This is a genomic window from Bacillus oleivorans, from assembly GCF_900207585.1.
In the GTDB taxonomy this organism is placed as follows: domain Bacteria; phylum Bacillota; class Bacilli; order Bacillales; family JC228; genus Bacillus_BF; species Bacillus_BF oleivorans.
In genome coordinates this window covers 118,636-138,827 of sequence record NZ_OAOP01000012.1, presented here as the reverse complement: position 1 = coordinate 138,827, position 20,192 = coordinate 118,636, and the positions used below count along the sequence as shown (strand labels likewise).

Annotated in this window: 22 protein-coding genes; 8 read left to right on the top strand and 14 right to left on the bottom strand. The window is 38.9% G+C overall.

What is annotated here, in order from left to right:
- Positions 1–374: 374 nt before the first annotated feature.
- Positions 375–578, bottom strand: a complete 204-nt coding sequence (locus CRO56_RS20835) for a hypothetical protein (RefSeq protein WP_097160552.1) — start codon at positions 576–578, stop codon at positions 375–377.
- A gap of 162 nt (positions 579–740) precedes the next feature.
- Here CRO56_RS20835 and CRO56_RS23070 point away from each other — a divergent pair, with 162 nt between their 5' ends.
- Complete coding sequence (locus CRO56_RS23070; RefSeq protein ID WP_179714387.1) at positions 741–899, top strand: hypothetical protein; 159 nt, start codon at positions 741–743, stop codon at positions 897–899.
- On the top strand, positions 883–1,014 hold the full coding sequence (locus tag CRO56_RS23470; RefSeq protein WP_279326448.1) for a hypothetical protein: 132 nt from the start codon (positions 883–885) through the stop codon (positions 1,012–1,014). Before CRO56_RS23070 ends, CRO56_RS23470 begins: the two co-directional genes overlap by 17 nt.
- Positions 1,015–1,067: 53 nt before the next feature.
- Here the strand turns inward: CRO56_RS23470 and CRO56_RS23065 are convergent, their stop codons facing one another.
- The gene (locus CRO56_RS23065) at positions 1,068–1,205 is read right to left on the bottom strand and encodes a hypothetical protein (RefSeq protein WP_179714386.1); all 138 of its coding nucleotides are present in this window, start codon (positions 1,203–1,205) and stop codon (positions 1,068–1,070) included.
- A 181-nt stretch (positions 1,206–1,386) separates the two neighbouring features.
- Positions 1,387–1,941 (bottom strand): CBO0543 family protein, encoded by a 555-nt coding sequence (locus tag CRO56_RS20830; protein WP_097160551.1) that lies wholly within the window; start codon positions 1,939–1,941, stop codon positions 1,387–1,389.
- Between the two features lie 166 nt (positions 1,942–2,107).
- On the opposite strand from CRO56_RS20830, the gene CRO56_RS20825 reads away from it, so the two are divergent.
- Positions 2,108–2,632, top strand: a complete 525-nt coding sequence (locus CRO56_RS20825; RefSeq protein WP_097160550.1) for a CBO0543 family protein — start codon at positions 2,108–2,110, stop codon at positions 2,630–2,632.
- A gap of 62 nt (positions 2,633–2,694) precedes the next feature.
- Here CRO56_RS20825 and CRO56_RS20820 read toward each other — a convergent pair whose 3' ends face one another.
- Positions 2,695–3,465: an SDR family NAD(P)-dependent oxidoreductase gene (locus CRO56_RS20820; protein ID WP_097160549.1), complete on the bottom strand. Its 771-nt coding sequence runs from the start codon at positions 3,463–3,465 to the stop codon at positions 2,695–2,697.
- Between the two features lie 181 nt (positions 3,466–3,646).
- On the opposite strand from CRO56_RS20820, the gene CRO56_RS20815 reads away from it, so the two are divergent.
- The gene (locus tag CRO56_RS20815) at positions 3,647–4,237 is read left to right on the top strand and encodes a TetR/AcrR family transcriptional regulator (RefSeq protein WP_097160548.1); all 591 of its coding nucleotides are present in this window, start codon (positions 3,647–3,649) and stop codon (positions 4,235–4,237) included.
- 55 nt (positions 4,238–4,292) lie between these two features.
- Here CRO56_RS20815 and CRO56_RS20810 read toward each other — a convergent pair whose 3' ends face one another.
- The gene (locus CRO56_RS20810; RefSeq protein WP_097160547.1) at positions 4,293–5,084 is read right to left on the bottom strand and encodes an ABC transporter ATP-binding protein; all 792 of its coding nucleotides are present in this window, start codon (positions 5,082–5,084) and stop codon (positions 4,293–4,295) included.
- A 163-nt stretch (positions 5,085–5,247) separates the two neighbouring features.
- Here CRO56_RS20810 and CRO56_RS20805 point away from each other — a divergent pair, with 163 nt between their 5' ends.
- From CRO56_RS20805 to CRO56_RS20795, 3 genes are read left to right on the top strand one after another with little or no spacing between them, the layout of a single operon-like run.
- The gene (locus CRO56_RS20805; RefSeq protein WP_097160546.1) at positions 5,248–5,757 is read left to right on the top strand and encodes a hypothetical protein; all 510 of its coding nucleotides are present in this window, start codon (positions 5,248–5,250) and stop codon (positions 5,755–5,757) included.
- Between the two features lie 45 nt (positions 5,758–5,802).
- The gene (locus CRO56_RS20800; protein WP_097160567.1) at positions 5,803–6,249 is read left to right on the top strand and encodes a putative iron-sulfur cluster-binding metallochaperone; all 447 of its coding nucleotides are present in this window, start codon (positions 5,803–5,805) and stop codon (positions 6,247–6,249) included.
- A 32-nt stretch (positions 6,250–6,281) separates the two neighbouring features.
- Complete coding sequence (locus CRO56_RS20795) at positions 6,282–6,626, top strand: avidin-fold protein (protein ID WP_179714385.1); 345 nt, start codon at positions 6,282–6,284, stop codon at positions 6,624–6,626.
- Positions 6,627–6,751: 125 nt separating this feature from the next.
- Here the strand turns inward: CRO56_RS20795 and CRO56_RS20790 are convergent, their stop codons facing one another.
- From CRO56_RS20790 to CRO56_RS20750, 9 genes are all read right to left on the bottom strand, one after another.
- A complete protein-coding gene (locus CRO56_RS20790) occupies positions 6,752–8,401 on the bottom strand; it encodes a DUF4127 family protein (protein ID WP_097160545.1) in 1,650 nt (549 codons plus the stop codon).
- A gap of 139 nt (positions 8,402–8,540) precedes the next feature.
- Entirely contained in the window at positions 8,541–10,955 is a 2,415-nt protein-coding gene (locus CRO56_RS20785; RefSeq protein ID WP_097160544.1) for a DUF4127 family protein, read from the bottom strand.
- A 183-nt stretch (positions 10,956–11,138) separates the two neighbouring features.
- Positions 11,139–12,488: an FAD-dependent oxidoreductase gene (locus CRO56_RS20780; protein WP_179714384.1), complete on the bottom strand. Its 1,350-nt coding sequence runs from the start codon at positions 12,486–12,488 to the stop codon at positions 11,139–11,141.
- Between the two features lie 23 nt (positions 12,489–12,511).
- A complete protein-coding gene (locus CRO56_RS20775; protein ID WP_097160542.1) occupies positions 12,512–13,348 on the bottom strand; it encodes a carbohydrate ABC transporter permease in 837 nt (278 codons plus the stop codon).
- On the bottom strand, positions 13,338–14,270 hold the full coding sequence (locus tag CRO56_RS20770; RefSeq protein WP_342745906.1) for a carbohydrate ABC transporter permease: 933 nt from the start codon (positions 14,268–14,270) through the stop codon (positions 13,338–13,340). Before CRO56_RS20770 ends, CRO56_RS20775 begins: the two co-directional genes overlap by 11 nt.
- A 13-nt stretch (positions 14,271–14,283) precedes the next feature.
- Positions 14,284–14,976, bottom strand: coding sequence for a hypothetical protein (locus tag CRO56_RS20765; RefSeq protein WP_245856051.1), 693 nt, complete (start codon positions 14,974–14,976; stop codon positions 14,284–14,286).
- 62 nt (positions 14,977–15,038) lie between these two features.
- Positions 15,039–16,316, bottom strand: a complete 1,278-nt coding sequence (locus CRO56_RS20760) for an ABC transporter substrate-binding protein (protein ID WP_097160541.1) — start codon at positions 16,314–16,316, stop codon at positions 15,039–15,041.
- A 103-nt stretch (positions 16,317–16,419) separates the two neighbouring features.
- Complete coding sequence (locus CRO56_RS20755; RefSeq protein ID WP_097160540.1) at positions 16,420–17,136, bottom strand: response regulator transcription factor; 717 nt, start codon at positions 17,134–17,136, stop codon at positions 16,420–16,422.
- The gene (locus CRO56_RS20750; protein WP_097160539.1) at positions 17,093–18,922 is read right to left on the bottom strand and encodes a sensor histidine kinase; all 1,830 of its coding nucleotides are present in this window, start codon (positions 18,920–18,922) and stop codon (positions 17,093–17,095) included. The genes CRO56_RS20755 and CRO56_RS20750 overlap by 44 nt, the downstream gene beginning before the upstream one ends.
- A gap of 199 nt (positions 18,923–19,121) precedes the next feature.
- Here CRO56_RS20750 and CRO56_RS20745 point away from each other — a divergent pair, with 199 nt between their 5' ends.
- Complete coding sequence (locus CRO56_RS20745; protein WP_097160563.1) at positions 19,122–19,940, top strand: DUF2935 domain-containing protein; 819 nt, start codon at positions 19,122–19,124, stop codon at positions 19,938–19,940.
- Positions 19,941–20,192: the final 252 nt, after the last annotated feature.

The window sequence follows — 20,192 nt, the reverse complement described above, 5'->3', positions numbered from 1 at the left end:
AAGGCAAAATTAAAAGGCATGAGTCCGGTTCAATACCGAAATCATGCCCAAGTAGCTGCCTAAATTTCTGTGTCTAACTTTTTGGGTTCAGATCAATCGGAAACTGGTTGTCATTTCATGTATGTAGCCGCTTTTGCCGTATTCTAATAAGAAAGTTTTTAACCACCACTCCTCAAAGTGGGTGTTCGCAGAAACTATCCTGCCTGTTTTCCTTGTCGTATAGACGGAAACTTGTCATTCCAGTTTCAATTTAAAACTCCCTATTTCAGCTCAAAGGTAAAAACTTTATATGACCACGAGCAAAGCAGCTTGTATTAGTATTCTACAACGGAACATAAAAAATTACAATGTTAATCCGTTCCAATCATTTTTTGTTAAGACGACTGGGATTGAAGCTGCGTTTGGACATCACTGATTAATGTTTGGATTTGTGAAATTTCATCAGAAGCTGTCTTTAATGCTTCTCCGCAAAGAGTCGGGTTCGCCGCTGATTGTTCAATCGCGGATGTGATCATGTCTTTTACAATAGCTGAAGCTGCCTCTGCTTGTTTCAATTTATTCGTATCAATCTGAGCCATGCTTAGTTCCTCCTAATTGCTGTTTTGTACAAAATATATATTGCTTCCAAATCATAGTTTTATCCCCTTTTTTAAAAAATATTTGATTGCCTCAATTTGTTCATATTGCATATTTCCTTATCACTGTGCAAAAAATATGAACGCTAGAAAGGGGCGTTATGAATGCCAATTGATGAAAAAGATGTTGTCAGACAGCCTTTAATGTCAACAGGTACGACTGAACCTGGATTTAAAACTGATACTGTCCATTCAAAACCTGTGAGTGTACCTAAAATTGGAGAAACAGTAATAGGAGATGAAAAAGATGAAAACAAAGGATAACTTTTTAGAAGGTAACAAGGTTACACAGGATAATCAAATATATGGAACACCAAATAGTAAAGCTAAAAACGGCACTGGTGACTCGCCTAATGATAATGTCCGTAAGAAAAAATAAGCAGCCAAGACATTCTTGGCTGTTTTTCTATGTATATCATGGGTAATGGATTATTATGATTGATTAAATTGTTTAATCAGCTGCTGGATTTTCATATGATGATAAGCGGAAAATACAATGATGGCAATACTAAATATACTCGATAGAATCGTACTGCCTAACACTAGCCGGAATACATTTTGATTGAACATACTGATCCCCCTTTTTTAGCTTGGTATGATTCGATAGGTCCAGGGACTCTTGGTTTTGAGTCGACTCCAAAAGCCACATTCTCTCACTTTCGATATAAGTCGGCAGGATAGTAATATTATTTCTTATTATTTGTGTGTTATGTGTGTTATTTGTTTTACAGCTTGCATCGACCACGGACCATTATAGGGAAGAGTTAAACTTTTTGCTTCTTGCAATTCTGTCAGCAAGTAAAAATAACACGATATATACAGGGAACGAATAAACCGAGTTCCATTGTAATGATTCATACAGTTTAAGCATAATGGCTAATGGTTCACCTACAAAAGCAGAAACGATCGCATAAAAGAAGCTTTTTTTTATGGGTGACCAATGAGGTTTAATTTCTAAAAAAATCATGACAGAAATAGGCAGAAGTGTGAGATCCCACGGAAAATATCCGGGAATAAAGGGAAATACATCATAGGGGTAAACCCATAATCCTAACTGAACCCCGATAGAATCTAGTAACAATGCCATTACAGCCATAAATAAGCCTGCACGAAACAGGTCCCCTGTAAAATTTTTATTATGAAACTTCCACCAAAGAAACCAAGGTATAGTCCCTAAAATTAATCCTAACCACCATCTGGGAGTAAGAAAAACGATTTCATACCAATTGTCCATTAAAACACTATGAGCATGATGAAAATTCGTAAAAACTTTTATCATTTGATTAATGACTTCTTCACTCTTCACTCGGATCACGCACCAATATTAAAAATGTAGAGTTATAATTTGATTTTATTAACTTTTTTATACAATTACGAAATCCCTAAAATTCAAGAATATGCGTGGAAATCAAGTGAATATGTTTTTCAAAACCGGGAAATATAGAAAAAAATAATGAAAATGTGGGAATTTTATGCAAATCATTTATCCGATCTTGTTTTTCCTCATTTCATTGAAATGGGGAAAATGGAAGAACTGGAAACAATATTACCCGACGATTATGTTTATGATTATCGGGAATCTCCTTTATAGCTTATTATTTAATGACTATCCCTTGTGGAGGTTTGAACACACATTTGAACAAGAACTTCTGCCTACAAGAAAGAGTATTGAAATATTAAAAAGCTTTACGTCCTTTCCGATTTTGACATTACTGTTTCTTTCCTATTATCCTGAGGACCGGAATGGCAAAAAAAAACTCTTATACATTATAATCTGGGCCTTATTATTTGTTTTGATTGAGTATATCTCTGAATCGCTGGGAATGATTAGTTATCACCATGGGTGGAATATGTGGTGGTCCCTCTTCTTTGATTTTGCGATGTTTTTCATTTTAGCCATTCATTATAAACACCCTATCATCGCATGGATTGTTTCAGGTTTGTTTATTTTATTTTTGTGGGAGGTCTTTGATATTAACTTTAAATTACTTGAATAATTTTATTGGAATATAAAAAGGCTGCCGAGAAATTCTCGGGGCAGCCCGGACAATAATGCTTATTAACGTGAAGTATAACCTGCATCAACATGAATCGTTGTACCTGTTACATAAGAAGATGCGTCAGAAGCTAGCCATAGACTTGCTTGCGCAATTTCTCGTGGCTGGCCAAAACGATTCAGTAAGCTTAATTGCGGAGCGTATTCTTCTGCTGTGAAGCCGAATTGTTCTAATGCACCGCGAAGCATTGGTGTATCAATTGCTCCTGGAGCCACAGAGTTCACCCGAATGTTTAATGGACCGTTTTCCATTGCCGCTACTTTAGTGATACCCACCACACCATGTTTGGCTGCCACATAGGCAATGTTTTGTGGCTGTGGACGGAAGCCGCTTACAGATGAAATATTAATAATCGATCCGCCATTTCCTTGTTTTTTCATTTGCTGTAATTCGTATTTCATACAAAGTGCGGTACCTTTTAAATCAACAGCGATTAAACGGTCCCAATACTCTTCATCGAAATCAGATGCTAGTTTGTCATCTGGAGTTAAAGCAGCGTTGTTTACAGCTACATCCAATTTACCGAACGTATCGACTGCAAACTTAACCATAGCTTGCACTTGTTCTGATTTTGAAATATCTACTTTTACGAAAGCAGCTTCGCCACCTGCTGCATTAATCGCTTCTGTGACTGCTCTTCCTTTTTCTTCATTAAAATCAGCAATGACAACCTTTGCTTTTGCTTCGGCAAATAGCTTCGCGGTCGCCTCCCCCATACCCATTGCTGCACCTGTAACAATGGCCACTTTACCTTCTAGTACTGGAAATGTCAAAGTAAAAACCCCCTATAAAATAGATTAAATCGGTTACAATCCCCACTATAGTAAGAAAGACTAACTCTCTCAATCAGCAGTCAGTATCAAAATGTTCATTACTATACAAATCGTTCAATTTTGTACATTAAAGTTGCAGAAGTTCCCCGCTTCACACATACTAAAAATGAGGTGAACGAGTATGCAAGACTTCATCGATAAACGAATTCAGCGTTCAAAGACCGCTTTAAAAGAAACATTTATAGATTTGCTTTTTCAAAAACCATTTGATCAAATCACGATCTCTGAAATTGTCCGAGAGGCGAATTATAATCGGGGCACCTTTTATCACAACTTCCGCACGAAGGAAGAGTTGCTGGATGAGATCATTCAAGATGTTCTCGGGGAAATGATTGAGGAGATTCGGAAACCCTATAATACCTATAAAAGAGTCAATATGAAAGAGCTCAATACGGAAGAAATTACGCTGTTTGAGTATTTTAAGGAAAATGGGAAGCTTTTTAAATTATTATTAAGCAACCATATTCGTGTCGATTTTCGCTTTCAAATGGCAAACGCGATTGAAGAATTATTCATAGCGGAATATGAGTACGAGCTGCCAGAAGGTACACAGCTTAATCCAAAGTGGTTTTATATTTACCGGGCTCACGGGATTGCTGGTGTAATCATCCGTTGGATTGAAGAGGATTTCCGCACACCTTCTGATTATATGGCTAAGCAAATTGTTGAGCTAATGGTTACGTCGACTGATGTTTTTCATGTAAAGGACTAATATAATGCAGAGAAAAAGCGTAAGCCATCTATTATAAGATGGCTTACGCTTTTCATTATTTTTTAACCATTTGTACTTTAGAAAGCAACGGTCGATTGTTGTGCCAGATTACTTCGACGGGAAGCTCAAAGAACTTGGTAAGCTGTTCTGTTGAAATACTCTTTTGTGTGTCTCCAGACGCAAACACTTGTCCCTCTTTAAGAAATAAAATTTGATTGAATACTGGTATTATTTCATCCACATGGTGGGTTACATAGATAATGGTTGGTGAATCTGGTTTTCTTGCGATATCCTCTATCGATTCCAGCAATTGTTCACGGGCGATAAAATCCAGCCCGCTTGTAGGCTCGTCGAGAATCAGCAATGAAGGATTAGCCATTAATGCTCGAGCAATGAGGACTCTCTGTTTTTCCCCTTGGGAGAGTGTTTCATATTCCCGATTGGCATAATAGATACATCCGAGTTCCTCAAGGAGCATAACAGCCTTATTTCTTATTTCATCCGTGGGATTTTCGTACAGACTGATAGAAGTAAATGCACCACTTAAAACTACTTCAAAGGCATTGTCACCAGGATGGAGTTTTTCCTGGAGTGAGGAGGAAACATATCCAATCTTTTTCCGGAGCCGCTCTGCTAAATACGTCTTGCCAAATTCAAATCCTAAAACATTCATGTTCCCCTTTGTCGGAAAAGTGTACGCATTTAGCAAATTTAAGATCGATGTTTTTCCAGAACCGTTTAATCCTAATATCACCCAGTGTTGACCTTGTTCCACTCGCCAGCTGATATCCTGTAAGATCCATTGATTTCCTCGTCTCAACGAAACATTTTCTAACTGCAAGATCATATCGGTCACTCCCTTGTATTCGTTTTTTTCGATTACGTTTTATTTCAAAGTTTGATTGTCATTATCATGCTTGTCAATATTAATAAGACCATAACATTTATGTTAGTATTGATTTATATTGTTTTTAATTTTATCGTATCATTTCTACAAGGGTCGTGATAACGTGAAGAAAATCATTATAGGATCATTAATTTCGATTTTGCTGATTTCGACAGTTTATATATTATGGTATACCTTCCCTGCCGAGCATGCCAAAACCTTTCAAGGTGTTTCTTATCAATTGGGAAATGAAGCAGAAGCTGAAACAGTAGAAATACATATTAACGGGGTGTTGCAGAGAAGCTTAAATGGTCAAAGGACGTTTGAAGGTACCATTGATGTCGAAGGTGAAGAGCTGCCGGTTCCGAAAGATGCGAGAAGTGTTGTTATTAACTTCCTTGAACACGGCCGAGGCGATATTGTTTATACATGGATTGAAAATGGAAAACCACATACTTATAGTTATGGATCTGTTTTTATAAATAAAAATCTTAGCAAAGTGACTATTTTAAAAGGAGATTGGACGTTAGCAGATGGTTTGATGATTGCTGCGCCTGCAAGGAACCGTACGGAAGCCGCAGAGATTTCCAATGAGTTAATGAAAAAATATTTAGATGGGAGAGCTCTTAAGTAAATATCCTGTTTTTAGAAATTTAATTTGTAGGGGGGAGACAGAATGATGGAAGAATGCTGTAACGAGTTAAACGAAATGAATATTAAAAGAAATGATCATTGTCCTTCCTGTAAAAATAAACCGAAAAATGTAAAACTCATTACACTGAAATCTTTACTTGTACCAGCTTCATTGGAAACATTAAATGCTAAGGAAACTTACTATTTTTGCTCAACCCCAGATTGTGAAGTGGTATATTTTGATACGAGTCATAAAAAATACCTTGTATCTGAAATAAAAGTTCCTGTTCATCAAAAAGACGAAAACGCTCCTATTTGTTATTGTTTTGATTGGACTAATGAAAAAATAAATAATTATTTGCAAAAGGGTTTGACACCAGTAGACGCTATTCGTGAAAACATGAAAGAAAACCGATGTGGCTGTGAAGTCAACAATCCGCAAGGCAGCTGTTGTTTAGGGAATGTCACAGCTTTTATTAAACAATATTCATAGACTATATACATGAACTGAAAGAGGATGTTAATATGATCAATTATAACGGTCGAAAATTTATTTCCATAGAAAATACTGATAATGGCGAGGTTTCTTCCAGAACTTTATTTGAGTATAAACAAGAAGGAAATATCATCTCGGCCACCTATAGTGGTGGAGAAATCGTTCAAGGAACACTCATTGGCATAGTAAAAGAGGATGATTCCTTAGAGTTTAGGTATAACCACGTAAATTGCAAAAATGAAATAAGAGGCGGAAAATGTGTTTCGACTCCTGAAATCTTAGCCGATGGCCGAATCAGGCTACATGAGAGATGGCAATGGCTTGATGCTGAGACTACCGAAGGAAGCTCAATTATCGAGGAAGTTGTTTCATAGAGGCAATTAAAATAGTAATTAGAGATATGGTCTATTATAGAACGCGTCTCTTTCATAGAAACATAGGGACGGTTCTTCTGTTTCAAAATGAAACAGAAGAACCGTCCCCTCGTTTCACCCTCGTTTCAATCCAATTCCAACTCGGGCTCTAGCTCCGCTTCAAAAATCCGTGGCCATGGGAGTTTGACATGGACGCTTTCTAAGGCAGAAATGGTCATGTAGAAATCTTTGTTTCCTCTTGAACCGATGTATACTTCTTTTCCATCAAAGTGCTGATACCACTTTTCTGTTTCAGCTGTTAATTTTTCCTTAACAAAGTTATTTACTAGCTCATAATTGGCACCTAGATCCCATTCACTGGCCCCGATTTGTTGGATGTAGGCTCTGGCTGCTGGGTGAACGACGTTTTTATAGCCTTGGTCTTTTGCAAATCGGTGCAGCAGAAATTCGTAATGGGATTCGGCTGTTTGTTCATATAAAGGCACTCCGAATTGCTTTTCTTGTGCTAAAAAGGCATAACGTGCTGCTGCGTGGCCAACTGTAATCCCAAGCGCATTTCCTGCTGTGTTCCAGCCGCTGTAAGAAAGAATTTTTGTCAAATCCACTTTTTCAGCAAGTTCAGTCACTAATTCTTCCTCAGCCTTGTTAACAAGTAAAACATCCCCAATGGCTGCCTGCTTTCCCTCCGAAATTAATTCGCTTGTTCGAGCCACCAGTTTATCAATATCAGCCGCCCTCGTTGACCCAACTGCTGAAGGCGTATTTAAAAGCAGGTGAATGTCCGCCTCTGCTTCATTATCCACAATTCTTCCGCCGGCCGAGACGATATGCTTTTCAACATTATATTCAAAAGTTCTGTCCTCAAAAGGAGCAATCCAGTCTTTTCCGTGAATCCCGTTATACTCAACAAAGAATGCTGGTGATGTATTCAATAACTGATTGACAAATCGGGATACTAAGACCACATCCACTTCATCTGCGCCTGGGAAAACAGCAACCTGATCCTCGACTCCAAGTGTAGCTACCTTTTCAAGTAAAACCTCTCTTTCTGCACGATGAAGTCCATAAGGAGCCGCATCATCCTGGGATAGGATTAAATAATCAATATAGCCCTGCTCGACCCAGTCAATCATGAGATTGTTAACCGTATGGTTTCTCGCTCTCGCTTTCTTATAATCTTCCAATACATGTTCAGTAATCAAAGACTCTAATTCTTCCAGTCTCTCTCTTCCTTCCATCCCCAGGTTGACAACTTTATCGTACAGAACGGCCCATTCACTTATCAATGAATAATATTTGAGATATTCATCGCTAATAGCCGTCACAGCTAACCGTTGAATCGTGTCATAAACATATACTGGTTTATCCGGATATAATTCTTTTAACTGTTTGATTACCTGAATATCGGAAAGGGCATCTTCTAGTGATTTTGTCCCTGTACGTGAAGCGACTAACCCGCCATAGGCCAGCATACTTGTTGAAATGACGAATCCATCTGCCTGATCACCATTTTCTAGTAACCACTTGCTAATTTCCTCGCCATTCCCTGGTGTCGTAAATTTACCAATCATCTCTTTCGGCGGCGCAATCACCTCAACGCCAGCAGCTTCTCCTACTTTCATCGGAAAATAAAGATTGGCTGGCCGATCATCTAGCGGAACCAGCAGAATCGTTGCAAGCTCCTTCTTTTCTTCTGCTGCACTGACCACGCCAAAGGAACTCATTAATAAAAACCCAACAAGAATAACGGACAGTATTTTTCTCACGAGTTTCATCTTTCTCCTCCTTCAAATTATTTACTTAATTGCATCTTATGAAACTACGTTTTCTGTAATTGAAAATGCAACAGCAGTTCCTAGACTTTCTCTGCTTCCATTGCACTAGGAGATAATCTTGTTGTCGAATAAAATCAATCTATTTTTTATAAACTTCTAGTTCATAAATTCTTGCTTGTTTATCCCTTGTTTTCGTAATCCATAGACGGACAGCTTCAGCTTCTATGGAATTAAATGTATGTTCAACAATTACTTCGCTGTTACCAGTGACAGAAGCGACCTCAATCCATCGGTCATTTTGCAGAACTTGTATTTTGTAATCGTTAATTGGGTATCCGTTATATCCAATAAATTTTACATTATTAATCAATCTTTCTTTAGGAAAGCTAACTTGTAACCAATTAACATCTTCCTTTTCAGAAATCCATCTACTTCTAATATTTGTTGAGTTTCCATCAATGGCTAGTTCTGGAGTATATGCATTAAAAGAGCTGCTTGCAGTAGCAATCCCTCCCTCAGATTGGAGAGCGTAATTAATATGTTGTGGAGTAATATAAAAAGCTTTACTAGAATGCTTCTCTGTAATATTCGGGGAATAACCATTTCCTCTTATCAAATAATAGCTTAGGTTAGACATGAGCTCATAGGTTTGATTAGGAGTCACATCATTTGGAATATTAACTATAAAAGACATTTCTATACCTTCATTTGGTTCAAGAAGAAAACTATTTAAATCAGAAGTATGGGTACTCCACCCTTCAGGAAGTCCTAGACTAATTGTTCCTTTAATAGGCTGATTATGTTCATTTGTCACGAGAACTTTTACTTCTTGTATTTCATCACCAATCGATGCCACAGAATGATAAGGAAGTGGTGTATTTCGGACAAGACTATGTTTATGAGAAGGTGATAATGTTAAATCTAATTCCGGGAACACCGCCAATTCTTGATATCTATTCCACGGAAGGTACATTTCCCATTTTGATAGGCTAGTTACAGTTCCTATAATATTACTGTTTCCTCCGAGCTTAATATTTTCATCATAGAAATGATTTTCATACCATTTATTAGCAAGTGGAGCTGTTTGAGTGACAGCATAATTATTCACCATATCAAAATTATTCAGTATGTTTTGCGGATCATCACCTAATGTTTCCGCAAGCTTCCTTGTATCATCACGAATATGATTACGATAGGCTTCCTCATGTGCTAATGATTCTAGTAAAAGCTCAAGATGAGATTTTGCTGACCGTTCTAAAATATTCAGTTGACCTTGTTTTACCGATTCCATCAAACCGAACCTAGCAAAAGATTGTGTAATGGAAACACCAATATTCCAGCCTGAATACCCATATAAACTTGAGAATTTTATTCGTTCTTTTAATAAACTGATTAATTCCTGATCAGAAACCCCTGCTATCGCATCATCACCTATGGTAACATGATAGCCTCTTCCAATATATTCATAGATTTTTTCAGCAAAAGAGTCAATTTGTTCAACACCGGCCGTATTAGCCATAAGAACTATATCTGCTTCTTCAATCTTACTAACGATTTTTCCTCCTAGAATGTTCACATAGTTTTGAATAAGTGAGCTGTAAGGAATATTTTGATAGGGAGCTATCCAATCATCTCCATGAATTCGTGAATATTCAACGAAAACTTTTGGATTCACGTTTAATTCTTCTAGCATAAGTTTTGTTACTAGCAGCGATCCTACAACATCTGCACCAGGCATGATAACTATTTTATCCTCTAGGTTTAATTCGCTAATCCTTTCTTTTAAAGCTTCGTGCTCTGGGCGATGTAAGCCATACGGTTCTGCATCATCCTGACCAATAATCAAGAAATCAATGTAACCTTCCTTTACCCATTCAATCATTAAGTTATTTATTTCAAAATTCCGTTTGCGAGTTTTTAAGTAATCTTCTATTAATTCTTCAGGTATCAAAGCTGTTAGCTCATTATACCTTTGAACACGTTCGTCATCGTTCATTCCCAGATTTTCAATTTCATCCTTAAGAATGGACCACTCCCTTATTTCACCAGCATAGTTTCCTGGATAGTCTCTTGTTGGTGAGATTGTTAATCTTGTAAGTGTGTCATAGGCATATAGTTTTTTATCGGGGTATTGTTCTTTATAGTCTTTAATAATCTGCAGATTATCCCTAGCTGTTTCTAGTGAGACATTCCCGTACCTAGAATTAATTAATCCACCATAAGCTAACATGGGAATTGCTACAACAGATGAGGAAGTTTTATCCGAATCCTTCATCCACCATTCTCCAATAAGGGTACTATTTCCAGGCGTAAAGTATTTTCCTAATAACTCCTTATCGGGAGTATTAACTTGAAATCCACCGATCTTTGAAATCATTTTTGGAGTATAAACATTAAACGGTCTATCATCCAATGGAACTAATGAAATTTCACCTAAGGACTGCTCTGATTCTGAAGCAAAAAAATTCTTATGAGGTAAGATCAAAATAACTAGAGATGTGATAACTAGTAGAATGAAAAACCTATGAAATACGATATATTTTTTAAATCTCATACCAACTACCTCCTAACTTATTTATCTTGTTCTATAACAAAGTGTTATTGTAAAAGAACAAAACCTTACTATTCCTCCTTCAAATTACGAGTAACATAGGGACGGTTCTTGCGTTTCAAAATGAACAAAAGTAGAGTTCTATCATGAGATGTAAAGATGAAACAGAAGAACCGTCCCCTTGTTTCAAAGAACTGCTCCATCTTCAAGTAGAATAGCTTTGAGTTTGTTGATATTTAGGTTTTTTGGTGGGACGTTTTCTGTGATGGAGAGTGCGGCAGCGGTTCCGGCAGCTTGGCCGGTTGCCATTGCACTGGGCGTTAATCTTGTTGTTGCTAGTGCCTCGTGTGTGGTTGAGATACACCTCCCCGCTACTAATAAATTTTCGATTTGCTTTGGTAAGAGACATCGGTATGGTATCCCGTAGCTTCCATCTCCTTGAATGTCATTGGCTTGCACGCCTTTGCCAGTTGGGTCATGTATGTCAATTGGGTAGCCGCTTAGCGCAATCGTATCCTCAAACTTTCTGCCTGAAACGACATCTTCTATTGTCAGGGCATATTGTCCATCAATCCGTCGGGTTTCCCTGATTCCAATTTGTGTGCCGACCGCTGAAATCGACGCTTTTTCAAAACCCGGAATTTTCCTTTGTAAAAACTCAGCCATCATCAGGACTTGCTTTCTGCCTTCCTTTTCCCCTTGGCTCAGATCAAATACATCCGTTCCATCCAACCCTTGCACACGGGTACAGTTCACCAGCACCTCATCTTCTTCAGGACCGGCAAAAAAGAGGACTTGGTCGCGATTGATTGGAACGCCTGATTCATTCCATTCTTTATAAAAGCCCTGGACACCGGTTAGCGGCAGCTCATCCAATTCATCAATCGGAGTCTTTTTATAAAAATTTCTTGGGTTGGCTTTCATAGCTGCCTTTACCTTGGCCAGATCCACGCCTCGCATGCGAAACTTCATCGTCATCGGCTGTGTTTTGTGATCGTGATCTCTACCTTTAAAACATGGGGCTCCAGACAAAAAGGCAATATCTGCATCACCGGTTGTATCCACAAATCGCTTGGCCGAAACCGTAATCGGACCTGATTTTGTTGTCAGTTTAATAGATGTAATCTGGATCCCTTCCACTTCAACCTGATCGGCAAAGCTATGAACCAGTACTTCAACTCCCGCTTCCTCCAGCATCTCTAAAGCTAACAGCTTATATTTTTCAGGATGATACGGTGTTACGGTATATGTAAAACCGACAGTATCACGAAGATGTCCGGGTGAACCTCCTTGCTTTATCAGCCGTTCGACAATTTCTTGAGCGATTCCTTTAATGACCTGTTTTCCGGATGACGTGTGAAAGGTCATCCATGGATAGACGAGAGCTATTGTAGACATCCCGCCTAAAAATCCATATCTTTCAATGAGAAGTGTTTTAGCTCCCGTTCGGCCAGAAGCGATCGCTGCATTAATGCCGGCAGGACCTCCCCCTGCCACCACGACATCAAATTCAAGTTCTCTCTTCAAAAAACACATCTCCTTTCATTTTTTTCGAACCATTACTTTCCACCGGTCATGGCGATTCCTTCAATAAATTGCTTCTGGGCAAAGAAGAATACAATCAGCAAAGGAACTGTTGCCATCACAGACGCACTCATCAATAGCTCCCACTTCGTCCCTACTTCATCCGTAAATAACGCTAACGCCAGCGGCAATGTCATTTTTTCTTCTGAATTAATATAGATGAGAGGTTCATAGAATTCATTCCAGCTTGTTAGAAATGTAAAAATCGTAAGGGTGGCGATGGCCGGCTTTGCTAGCGGGAGCATGATATTCCAATAGATGCGAAAATACGAACAGCCATCTAGCTTCGCGGCCTCTTCTAATTCTTTAGGCACTAATAGAAAGAATTGCCGCATCACAAAGACACCGAATACGCCGGCAGGTCCCAAAATCGGGATCGCTATTAGCGGAACATGTGTGTCAATCAATCCTAAATCTCTCATAAATAAAAAGAGCGGAATCGTAATGACCTCAACTGGGATCATCATTGTACTTAACAAGCACAGGAATAAAAACGAACTCCCTTTAAATTTGAGCTTGGCAAATGCGTAGCCAGCCAATGAACCTAAAAAGATCGTCCCAACAGTTACGAGAATAGCTATATACAAACTATTAAAGTAAAACAGATGGAACGGGGTCGATTGTAAGACCTCCAGATAGTTTTCCCATTTAAATGGTTGAGGGAAAAGCTGAAAAACAAATACCTTCGCAGGGTCCTTGAAGGATGTATTAATCATCCATAAAAATGGAACAATCATTATCAAAGCGATTGCCGTTAAAATTCCGTAAAATAATAGTTTCGTGCCAATCCCGTTTTTCTGTTTATTGTTCATGGAAAACCCACCTTCTTCTGCCAACCCATTGAAGGATTGTAAAGAATAAGATCATCACAAATAATACAAGCGCAATCGCGGATGCATAGCCAAAATCAAATAATTTAAAGGCGTTTTCCCAAATATAGTAAACGAGTACCTTGGTGTGGTTCCCTGGTCCCCCGTTCGTCATTACATAGATTTGGCCAAATACCTTCATCGAACCGATTACGGTCAAAATGATGGTTAAAAACAAGGTCGGTGTAATCATCGGCAATGTAATATGCCAAAATTGTTTTCCCCGCCCTGCACCATCTAAAACGGAAGCTTCATAGAGATTTTTATCTACCTGCTGTAATGCAGCTAGAAATAACACCATATTCAGTCCCACATTTTTCAAGGCACTGACAACGATGACGGCTCCCATTGCAAGGTTTGGATCATACAGCCAGGCTGGTCCATCAATCCCAAATACAGCCAGCATTTGGTTAATGAACCCTTCCTCTGTCCCAAACATATACCTCCAAATAATCGACCAGACCACAATCGATGTCATAACTGGGATAAAGATGGCCGTACGAAAGATTCCCATCCCAGGTAAATTACGCTGTAAAAGCAGAGCTAGTAATAAGGCTAGGACAATATTGATTGGAACGAGTCCCACCGAAAAAATCAGGGTATTTTTTAAAACAACCCAAAAGTCTGGATCATTCACAAGCCGTTCATAGTTTTCTGATCCGATAAAATTGGGATCCCCTAACAGCTGCCAATCTGTAAAACTGATATAAATTGAATATATTAACGGAAAAAGCATAACTAACAGGAATCCGAATACCATCGGGCTAACAAATAAATACCCGTAAAATGCTTCACTTCCGAGAAATTTCCGCCGCCTTTTTACCTTTACAGGCAGGCTTTTAGCTGTTTGCACGCTTGATTTCAACTTTCCTGCCTCCTTACAGTGACTCAATCGCCGCTCTAAAAGTCGAAATGGCTTTCTCCAAACTTGCTTCGGTATGTCCTGTGACAATCGCTCCGAGCATAACGGCTTTAACTCCCGCTTGATAAAGAATCGGAATATCGTATGGTTCCAGTTTTCTTTGCGATGGAATTAGAACAGGTACGTCTACATTTTGAGCGAGTCTGTTATAGGCCAGCACATCCTTAAAGGTCAACGGCGATCCGTATTCTTCCCCAGGAATGATCGATGCTTCAAGGGCTGTTATACCAAAATGCTTTACATTCCCAATCAGTTCGATTTGATAATCACTAGAAATTGCAAATGTTTTTTCTATTTCCTGTAACCCCAGCATCCAGCTTGGCTTATGGTGGGCGTAAACCGAATAAAAATTAAAGCCTAAACCAATCAGCTTTTCCATTTCAGTTGCGGCTATATCATCAAACCCACCACCTGGAACAATACCAAGCGGTCCAGAAAATTCTTCCCTAATTTTTTTAAAGGTATCAGTATAGGTCTGAACAACTGCAAATCGATTTCCAGATGCACGATGGTTTACATTGACGTGCATTTTAATCGCATCTGCTCCAGCTCGGCTGGCTGCCTGCGCAAGATCTGCCCGATTTTCAGGCAAACTCACGATTAGGGTCATCTTCTTTTCTTCTAAAAAATATCGCAAAGATGCAGTCAAACGAATTCACCCCAAGTAAAAGGGAAGCGGTTAAGCCTTTAAGAGGTTAACCGCACCTTTTTTTATTTCAATAACGGATCAATTTTTTCATTCATACCCTCTAATATTTCTTCAGGTTCCTTCAATTCTCCGAATAACTCATCAAATCCAAATTGAATCGCGTTGTCGATTTTTTGCCATTCAATGTGACCTGCTTGCAGTCTCGCATTATCCATTTCATCAATAACGGCTCTTTGAATGCTTTCTACTGGCGGGTTATTTGGCTGATTGACAAAGTCATCGGAACTCAGCACAGTTTCACGCGGCGGAACAAAGAACGTCGATGTTGCCGTGATTCCCTCTTGGCTTGTAAAGAATTTAAGAAGCTCTCTCGCTTCTTCAGGATGCTCTGAGCCCTTAAAGAGAGTGTATCCCGCTTGACCTAGCATAGGGAATCTGCCTTCAGGTCCTTCAGGGAGCGGGGCAATGTCCCACTCAAAATCTTGCACATTCCGGGCAGCTGACACATAGCTGTAGACATCGAAGAACATTCCGATTTTGCCGGATTCAAAGCTGACTTGTTCTCCTGCTTTTGGATGTGATCCGTCCTCAAACATCATCCGTTGCAGCATTTTTAGCGTTTCTGCACCTTGAGGGCTATTCCATGTAAAATCGGTCTGATCTTCATTAAATAGATCTCCGCCATTGGCCCACGTGTGTGACAATAAAGCAATCCATGTATTCCAGTCACGGAAGAAGTTTGCTCCGTATACCCCATCGGATGAAATCGCCTTTGCTGATTTTTCAAACTGCTCCCAGTCCCAAGTTCCCGCTTCTACATGTTCATTTGGTGTTTTTTCACCGGCATTTACAAACAAGTCTTTGTTATAAAAAATAACCATCGGCGGTGTTGAGAACGGAATACCTAATAGCTGATCATCTTTTTCAAATAAATCGAGTGTTGATGGGAAAAAGTCATCCATGTTATATTCCGCATCGTCTGCGAATGTTGACACATCCTCCATTAAGCCGTTCTCCATAAATTGAGGTACCATCCGTTCAGCGACCCATCCGATATCAGGCAGCTCTCTTCCGGCCGCGAGTACCGTTATCTTTTGCTGATAGTCTGGAAATGGTACACTTTCGATTTTCACTTTAATATTTGGATGTGTTTCATTGAATTTCGCAATTAACTCATTGTACACTTCCTGATGGGCTTCACTTCCCCACATCATAAAGGTTAATTCTACTTCTTCATTGTTGTTGCCATTCTCTTCAGATTCAGTCCCTGCATTGTTGCTGCAGGCTGCTGAAAACGCTATCAAAAAAATCGATAAAAAAAGTAAACTGAGCTTTTTCATTCTTTGTCAACCCTCCCCTTATGCTTCATTGTAAGGAAGCTTTCTGCCTAAAAATATCCTCTCAAAAAGAGAAATAGTTCGTTTATCTTAGATTGTAGGAATATTAAGAAAACTCCCGATATTGTACAGGTGTCATTCCCACTTCATGCTTGAATACAGTCATAAAATGCTTAGGACTTTTGTAACCCGATAGCTGTGCCACTTCATAAACCTTTAAATTCGTCTCTTTTAACAATTTTTTCGCCCGTTTTAGACGCTGTTCGGTTATATATTCGGTAAAAGTCTGATTCAGTTCTGATTTAAACAGCTGTCCCACATATTGCGGGTTTAGAAAGACATGGTCAGCAATGTTTTTTAAGGAAATTTCATGACTCAAATAGTCATCGATATACTGTAGAATTTTATCAAATAGCCTGGAAGTGTCTTGCTTGGTTTCTGCCTTAAAAAGCTTTGTAATTGTCTCTGATAGCTCGACCCGGTTAATCGGTTTTAACAGATAATGCTGAATCCCATAGCGCATCGCTGTTCTCGCATATTCAAAATCACTGTGCCCGCTTAAAATGATAATCGGAACTTCTGCCGAAACCTGCCTTACCTTTGATATAAAGGTCAGCCCATCCATGCCGCCCATCCGGATATCGGTAATCACTAAATGGGGAAGACTTTGGTAAAACATAGATAGAGCTTCTTCACCGCTTTTCGCTTCTGTTACGGTAAACCCGCCGATCACTTTTTCAAGTAATACCTTTAACCCCTGTCTGATAATCTCTTCATCTTCAACGACTAGAATCTCTTTTATTTCCCTCTCCCCTTCTTTCAAGCGGCAAAGTCAGCTTGACTGAAAATCCACTTTCCTCTCCGCCCTCAATTTCGATTCCAAATTGATTTCCATATAAAAGCCGGATCCGTTCATGAACATTCGATAAGGCAATCCCGCTGTGCTTGTCAGATGCAGTATGCTGCTGGCTTTCTATGAATCTTTTAAGCTCTGCTAAACGTTCTGGTGTAATCCCCTTGCCGTTATCCTCTACCTTAATGGTTAGCAGACCATTTTCACTTTTCCCTTTAATCGATATTAAGCCTCCCTGGATTGAAAGGCCGTGAACAATTGCGTTTTCAACTAATGGCTGCAGCACTAGCTTTGGAAGTAACACATCATTTACTTGAGGATCAATTTCCTCTCTGTATTGGAGCTTGTCTCCCATCCTCACCCTTTGAATCGCAATATAGGATTGGATAAAGGAAAGCTCTTCTTTTAGCATTACAATTTTCGCCGAGTTATCAATCGTATACCTCAATAATTTACCCAAGGATGTTACCATATCGGATACTTCCAAATTGCCCTTTGTAATCGCCAGCATATTAATGGATTCGAGCGTGTTATATAAGAAATGGGGGTTCATCTGACTTTGGAGTGCCCGAATCTCCGCATCTTTTTCCCGTAAACTTGTTTTATAAACTTCAGATACAAGCCGATCGATTTCACTAATCATATGATTAAAGCCTTTTCCGAGCTGACCGATCTCATCGTTCGACGTAATTTCTACCCGCTGCGACAGGTATCCCCTTTGCACCTTATCCATCGCCTTTCTTAATTTGTGAATCGATTGCACCAACGGCTTCGATAAGATAAAGCCCAGTAAAAAAGAAATGACAATCCCGACAACCACAACGGCAACCATCATTCTTCGCAGACGATTCACTTCACTAAAAACGATCGACCGCGGAGTCAGCATCACCGTCTTCATCCCAGAGTAGTCGGATTCGTTGTAGACCATCATGTAGTCCCTGCCGTTAATCGGAATGTTCGTATAGTTTTTTACTTGAATCCCTTCGAGCTCAGATATGAAGCTGGACTCAATAATTTTCTCTTCCTTGTTTGGATAAATGAACTGATTGTTTTGATCGACGATAAAAATCTGACTGCTGGAGTTGGTATTCCCGACAATCTCCTCTATCAGCTCCTGTTTCAAATCAATTTTTATGATGCCAAGCGGGTCATAGGTGGACGGATCGCGGATTAGTCTGGCAACTGAAAAAACGGCGGTCTCTTTTTTTAAATAGTAATTAGGCTGGTGCAGAGGAAGCAGCACCCACTCCCCGTCTGCCCTCTCAATTTCCTTAATCCATTTGTTGTTTCGCTCAAACACCCTTAACATAACAGTGTTTGAATCTAAATTGCTAAAAATCGTCCCGTCATTCGCTAAAATATGGATGCCTTTAATTTCATTTCTCATATGGATCAAACTCGAAATAAACCGCCACATCGGCAGTCTTTCCGAGGCAGGCGGAAATGATGTAGATTCACTCGGGGTTTGGTGATTAATTAAAATATCTAAAATCTGCTGGTCATATAGTGGGGATAGAGAGATAATCTGCATTTCTCTTAAATAACGGTTAATATTTTGGTTGATTTGATTAGCTAACTGAATTTGATACTCCTCGGTCCGTTTTTGGCTCGACTTGGCAAATTGATAATAGGTAATACTCCCTAATATAGAAGCTGTCAATAAAATAAGGAGCGAAAAGACGAGCATCAGCTTTACACGATACGGAAGTGAAAGTAAATAGTTTTGGAAGGATTGTTTAATTATCTGGATCTCCATAGATTTCCCCTTAACAGCATTTTTTTATTGCTTTCGACATTTGGCGGGGAATTCCTTTTTATAGATATAGCCACCATTTTTTGTTTAACTGAACGAAAAAATAAAAAGATCAAGGAAATCTGCCGGAAATGCAATTAGGACAAATAATTACAAACATAGATATATATAGGAAGGAATTTAAAATAAGGAGGTGGATACAATAGTCAATCCAATTGTTGAAAGGTCATTAGATGAAATAAAATTTTGGTCTAGGATTATGAAAGAACATGCTTTATTTTTAAGCTTAGGATTTACATTTGAACAGCAACAGTTGATCGATGAAGCACAGCAGTTTATCACTATTTTTGAAAGAATTGAGGAAAGGTTGTCTAGGTTTTCAATCAACACCGATTTACGGCAAATACAAGCTTTTAATTACGAAGTTTATCAGGCAGCTGCTGCTATATGGGCTTACAAGAGAAAAGTATTAGGATTAATTTTACGTTGTGAAATTCGGACAAATAATTTCCCTTTATTGGTTGACCATATTAGCAGAGAAGCGGCTTACTTTGCTAATCGATTAAGGGAACTCAATGAAGGGGTGCTAGCTCCCCGACCAGAAGCTATTATTGAAGAAAATGTTTTCTTTCTAAGAATCATGGCAGATCATGCTAAATTTATCGGCCATCTTTTAGATCCTTCGGAAAGAAAGTTAGTTGAACAGGCTAGAGAGTTTAGTCATGATTTTGACCAATTGCTATTCCAGGCAGTTGATTTGGATTCTATGCGACCACAATCAGAAACCGGACCATTACTAAGTCAATTCTTAAATCAAAATAAGGTGTCGGTAGCTTCCTTAAGAGATTTTAAGAAAACAGCAAGAGAGTTAATTGAAGCATGTCGTATTAAGAGTAATATTCATCCCCTCCTAGCCGACCATACATTTAGAGAAGCAGAAAGATTTCTAGAAATTATAGATTTATTTGAAGCTAGTCTGATGAATAACAATCTTAATACAAGTATTCAAATCAACCATTGATGGAGCAAAATAATAAAATGCCCTTCATTATCGATTCAATTAACCCCGAGGGATGCAGGAAAATGAGTTGCTGAGGCAGCTCATTTTTTTATTGCTTTAGACATTTGACGGGGAATTCCTTTTGGGGGATGTGGGAAACTTGTTTTATTTGATCTGGATTTTTATGGTAAAATCATTAATGAAGGTGTTTTACTTTTAAAAATATGCTTTTTTAATCGAATTGCGTTGCTTTTTTGTCTCACAAGAGCTTAA

Excerpts from the sequence above, each read along its gene's own strand:
- CRO56_RS20835 (WP_097160552.1), bottom strand. The coding sequence starts at position 578 with ATGGCTCAGATTGATACGAATAAATTGAAACAAGCAGAGGCAGCTTCA.
- CRO56_RS23070 (WP_179714387.1), top strand. The coding sequence starts at position 741 with ATGCCAATTGATGAAAAAGATGTTGTCAGACAGCCTTTAATGTCAACA.
- CRO56_RS23470 (WP_279326448.1), top strand. The coding sequence starts at position 883 with ATGAAAACAAAGGATAACTTTTTAGAAGGTAACAAGGTTACACAGGAT.
- CRO56_RS23065 (WP_179714386.1), bottom strand. The coding sequence starts at position 1,205 with ATGTTCAATCAAAATGTATTCCGGCTAGTGTTAGGCAGTACGATTCTA.
- CRO56_RS20825 (WP_097160550.1), top strand. The coding sequence starts at position 2,108 with ATGCAAATCATTTATCCGATCTTGTTTTTCCTCATTTCATTGAAATGG.
- CRO56_RS20815 (WP_097160548.1), top strand. The coding sequence starts at position 3,647 with ATGCAAGACTTCATCGATAAACGAATTCAGCGTTCAAAGACCGCTTTA.
- CRO56_RS20810 (WP_097160547.1), bottom strand. The coding sequence starts at position 5,084 with ATGATCTTGCAGTTAGAAAATGTTTCGTTGAGACGAGGAAATCAATGG.
- CRO56_RS20800 (WP_097160567.1), top strand. The coding sequence starts at position 5,803 with ATGGAAGAATGCTGTAACGAGTTAAACGAAATGAATATTAAAAGAAAT.
- CRO56_RS20795 (WP_179714385.1), top strand. The coding sequence starts at position 6,282 with ATGATCAATTATAACGGTCGAAAATTTATTTCCATAGAAAATACTGAT.
- CRO56_RS20790 (WP_097160545.1), bottom strand. The coding sequence starts at position 8,401 with ATGAAACTCGTGAGAAAAATACTGTCCGTTATTCTTGTTGGGTTTTTA.
- CRO56_RS20785 (WP_097160544.1), bottom strand. The coding sequence starts at position 10,955 with ATGAGATTTAAAAAATATATCGTATTTCATAGGTTTTTCATTCTACTA.
- CRO56_RS20780 (WP_179714384.1), bottom strand. The coding sequence starts at position 12,488 with ATGTGTTTTTTGAAGAGAGAACTTGAATTTGATGTCGTGGTGGCAGGG.
- CRO56_RS20775 (WP_097160542.1), bottom strand. The coding sequence starts at position 13,348 with ATGAACAATAAACAGAAAAACGGGATTGGCACGAAACTATTATTTTAC.
- CRO56_RS20760 (WP_097160541.1), bottom strand. The coding sequence starts at position 16,316 with ATGAAAAAGCTCAGTTTACTTTTTTTATCGATTTTTTTGATAGCGTTT.
- CRO56_RS20750 (WP_097160539.1), bottom strand. The coding sequence starts at position 18,922 with ATGGAGATCCAGATAATTAAACAATCCTTCCAAAACTATTTACTTTCA.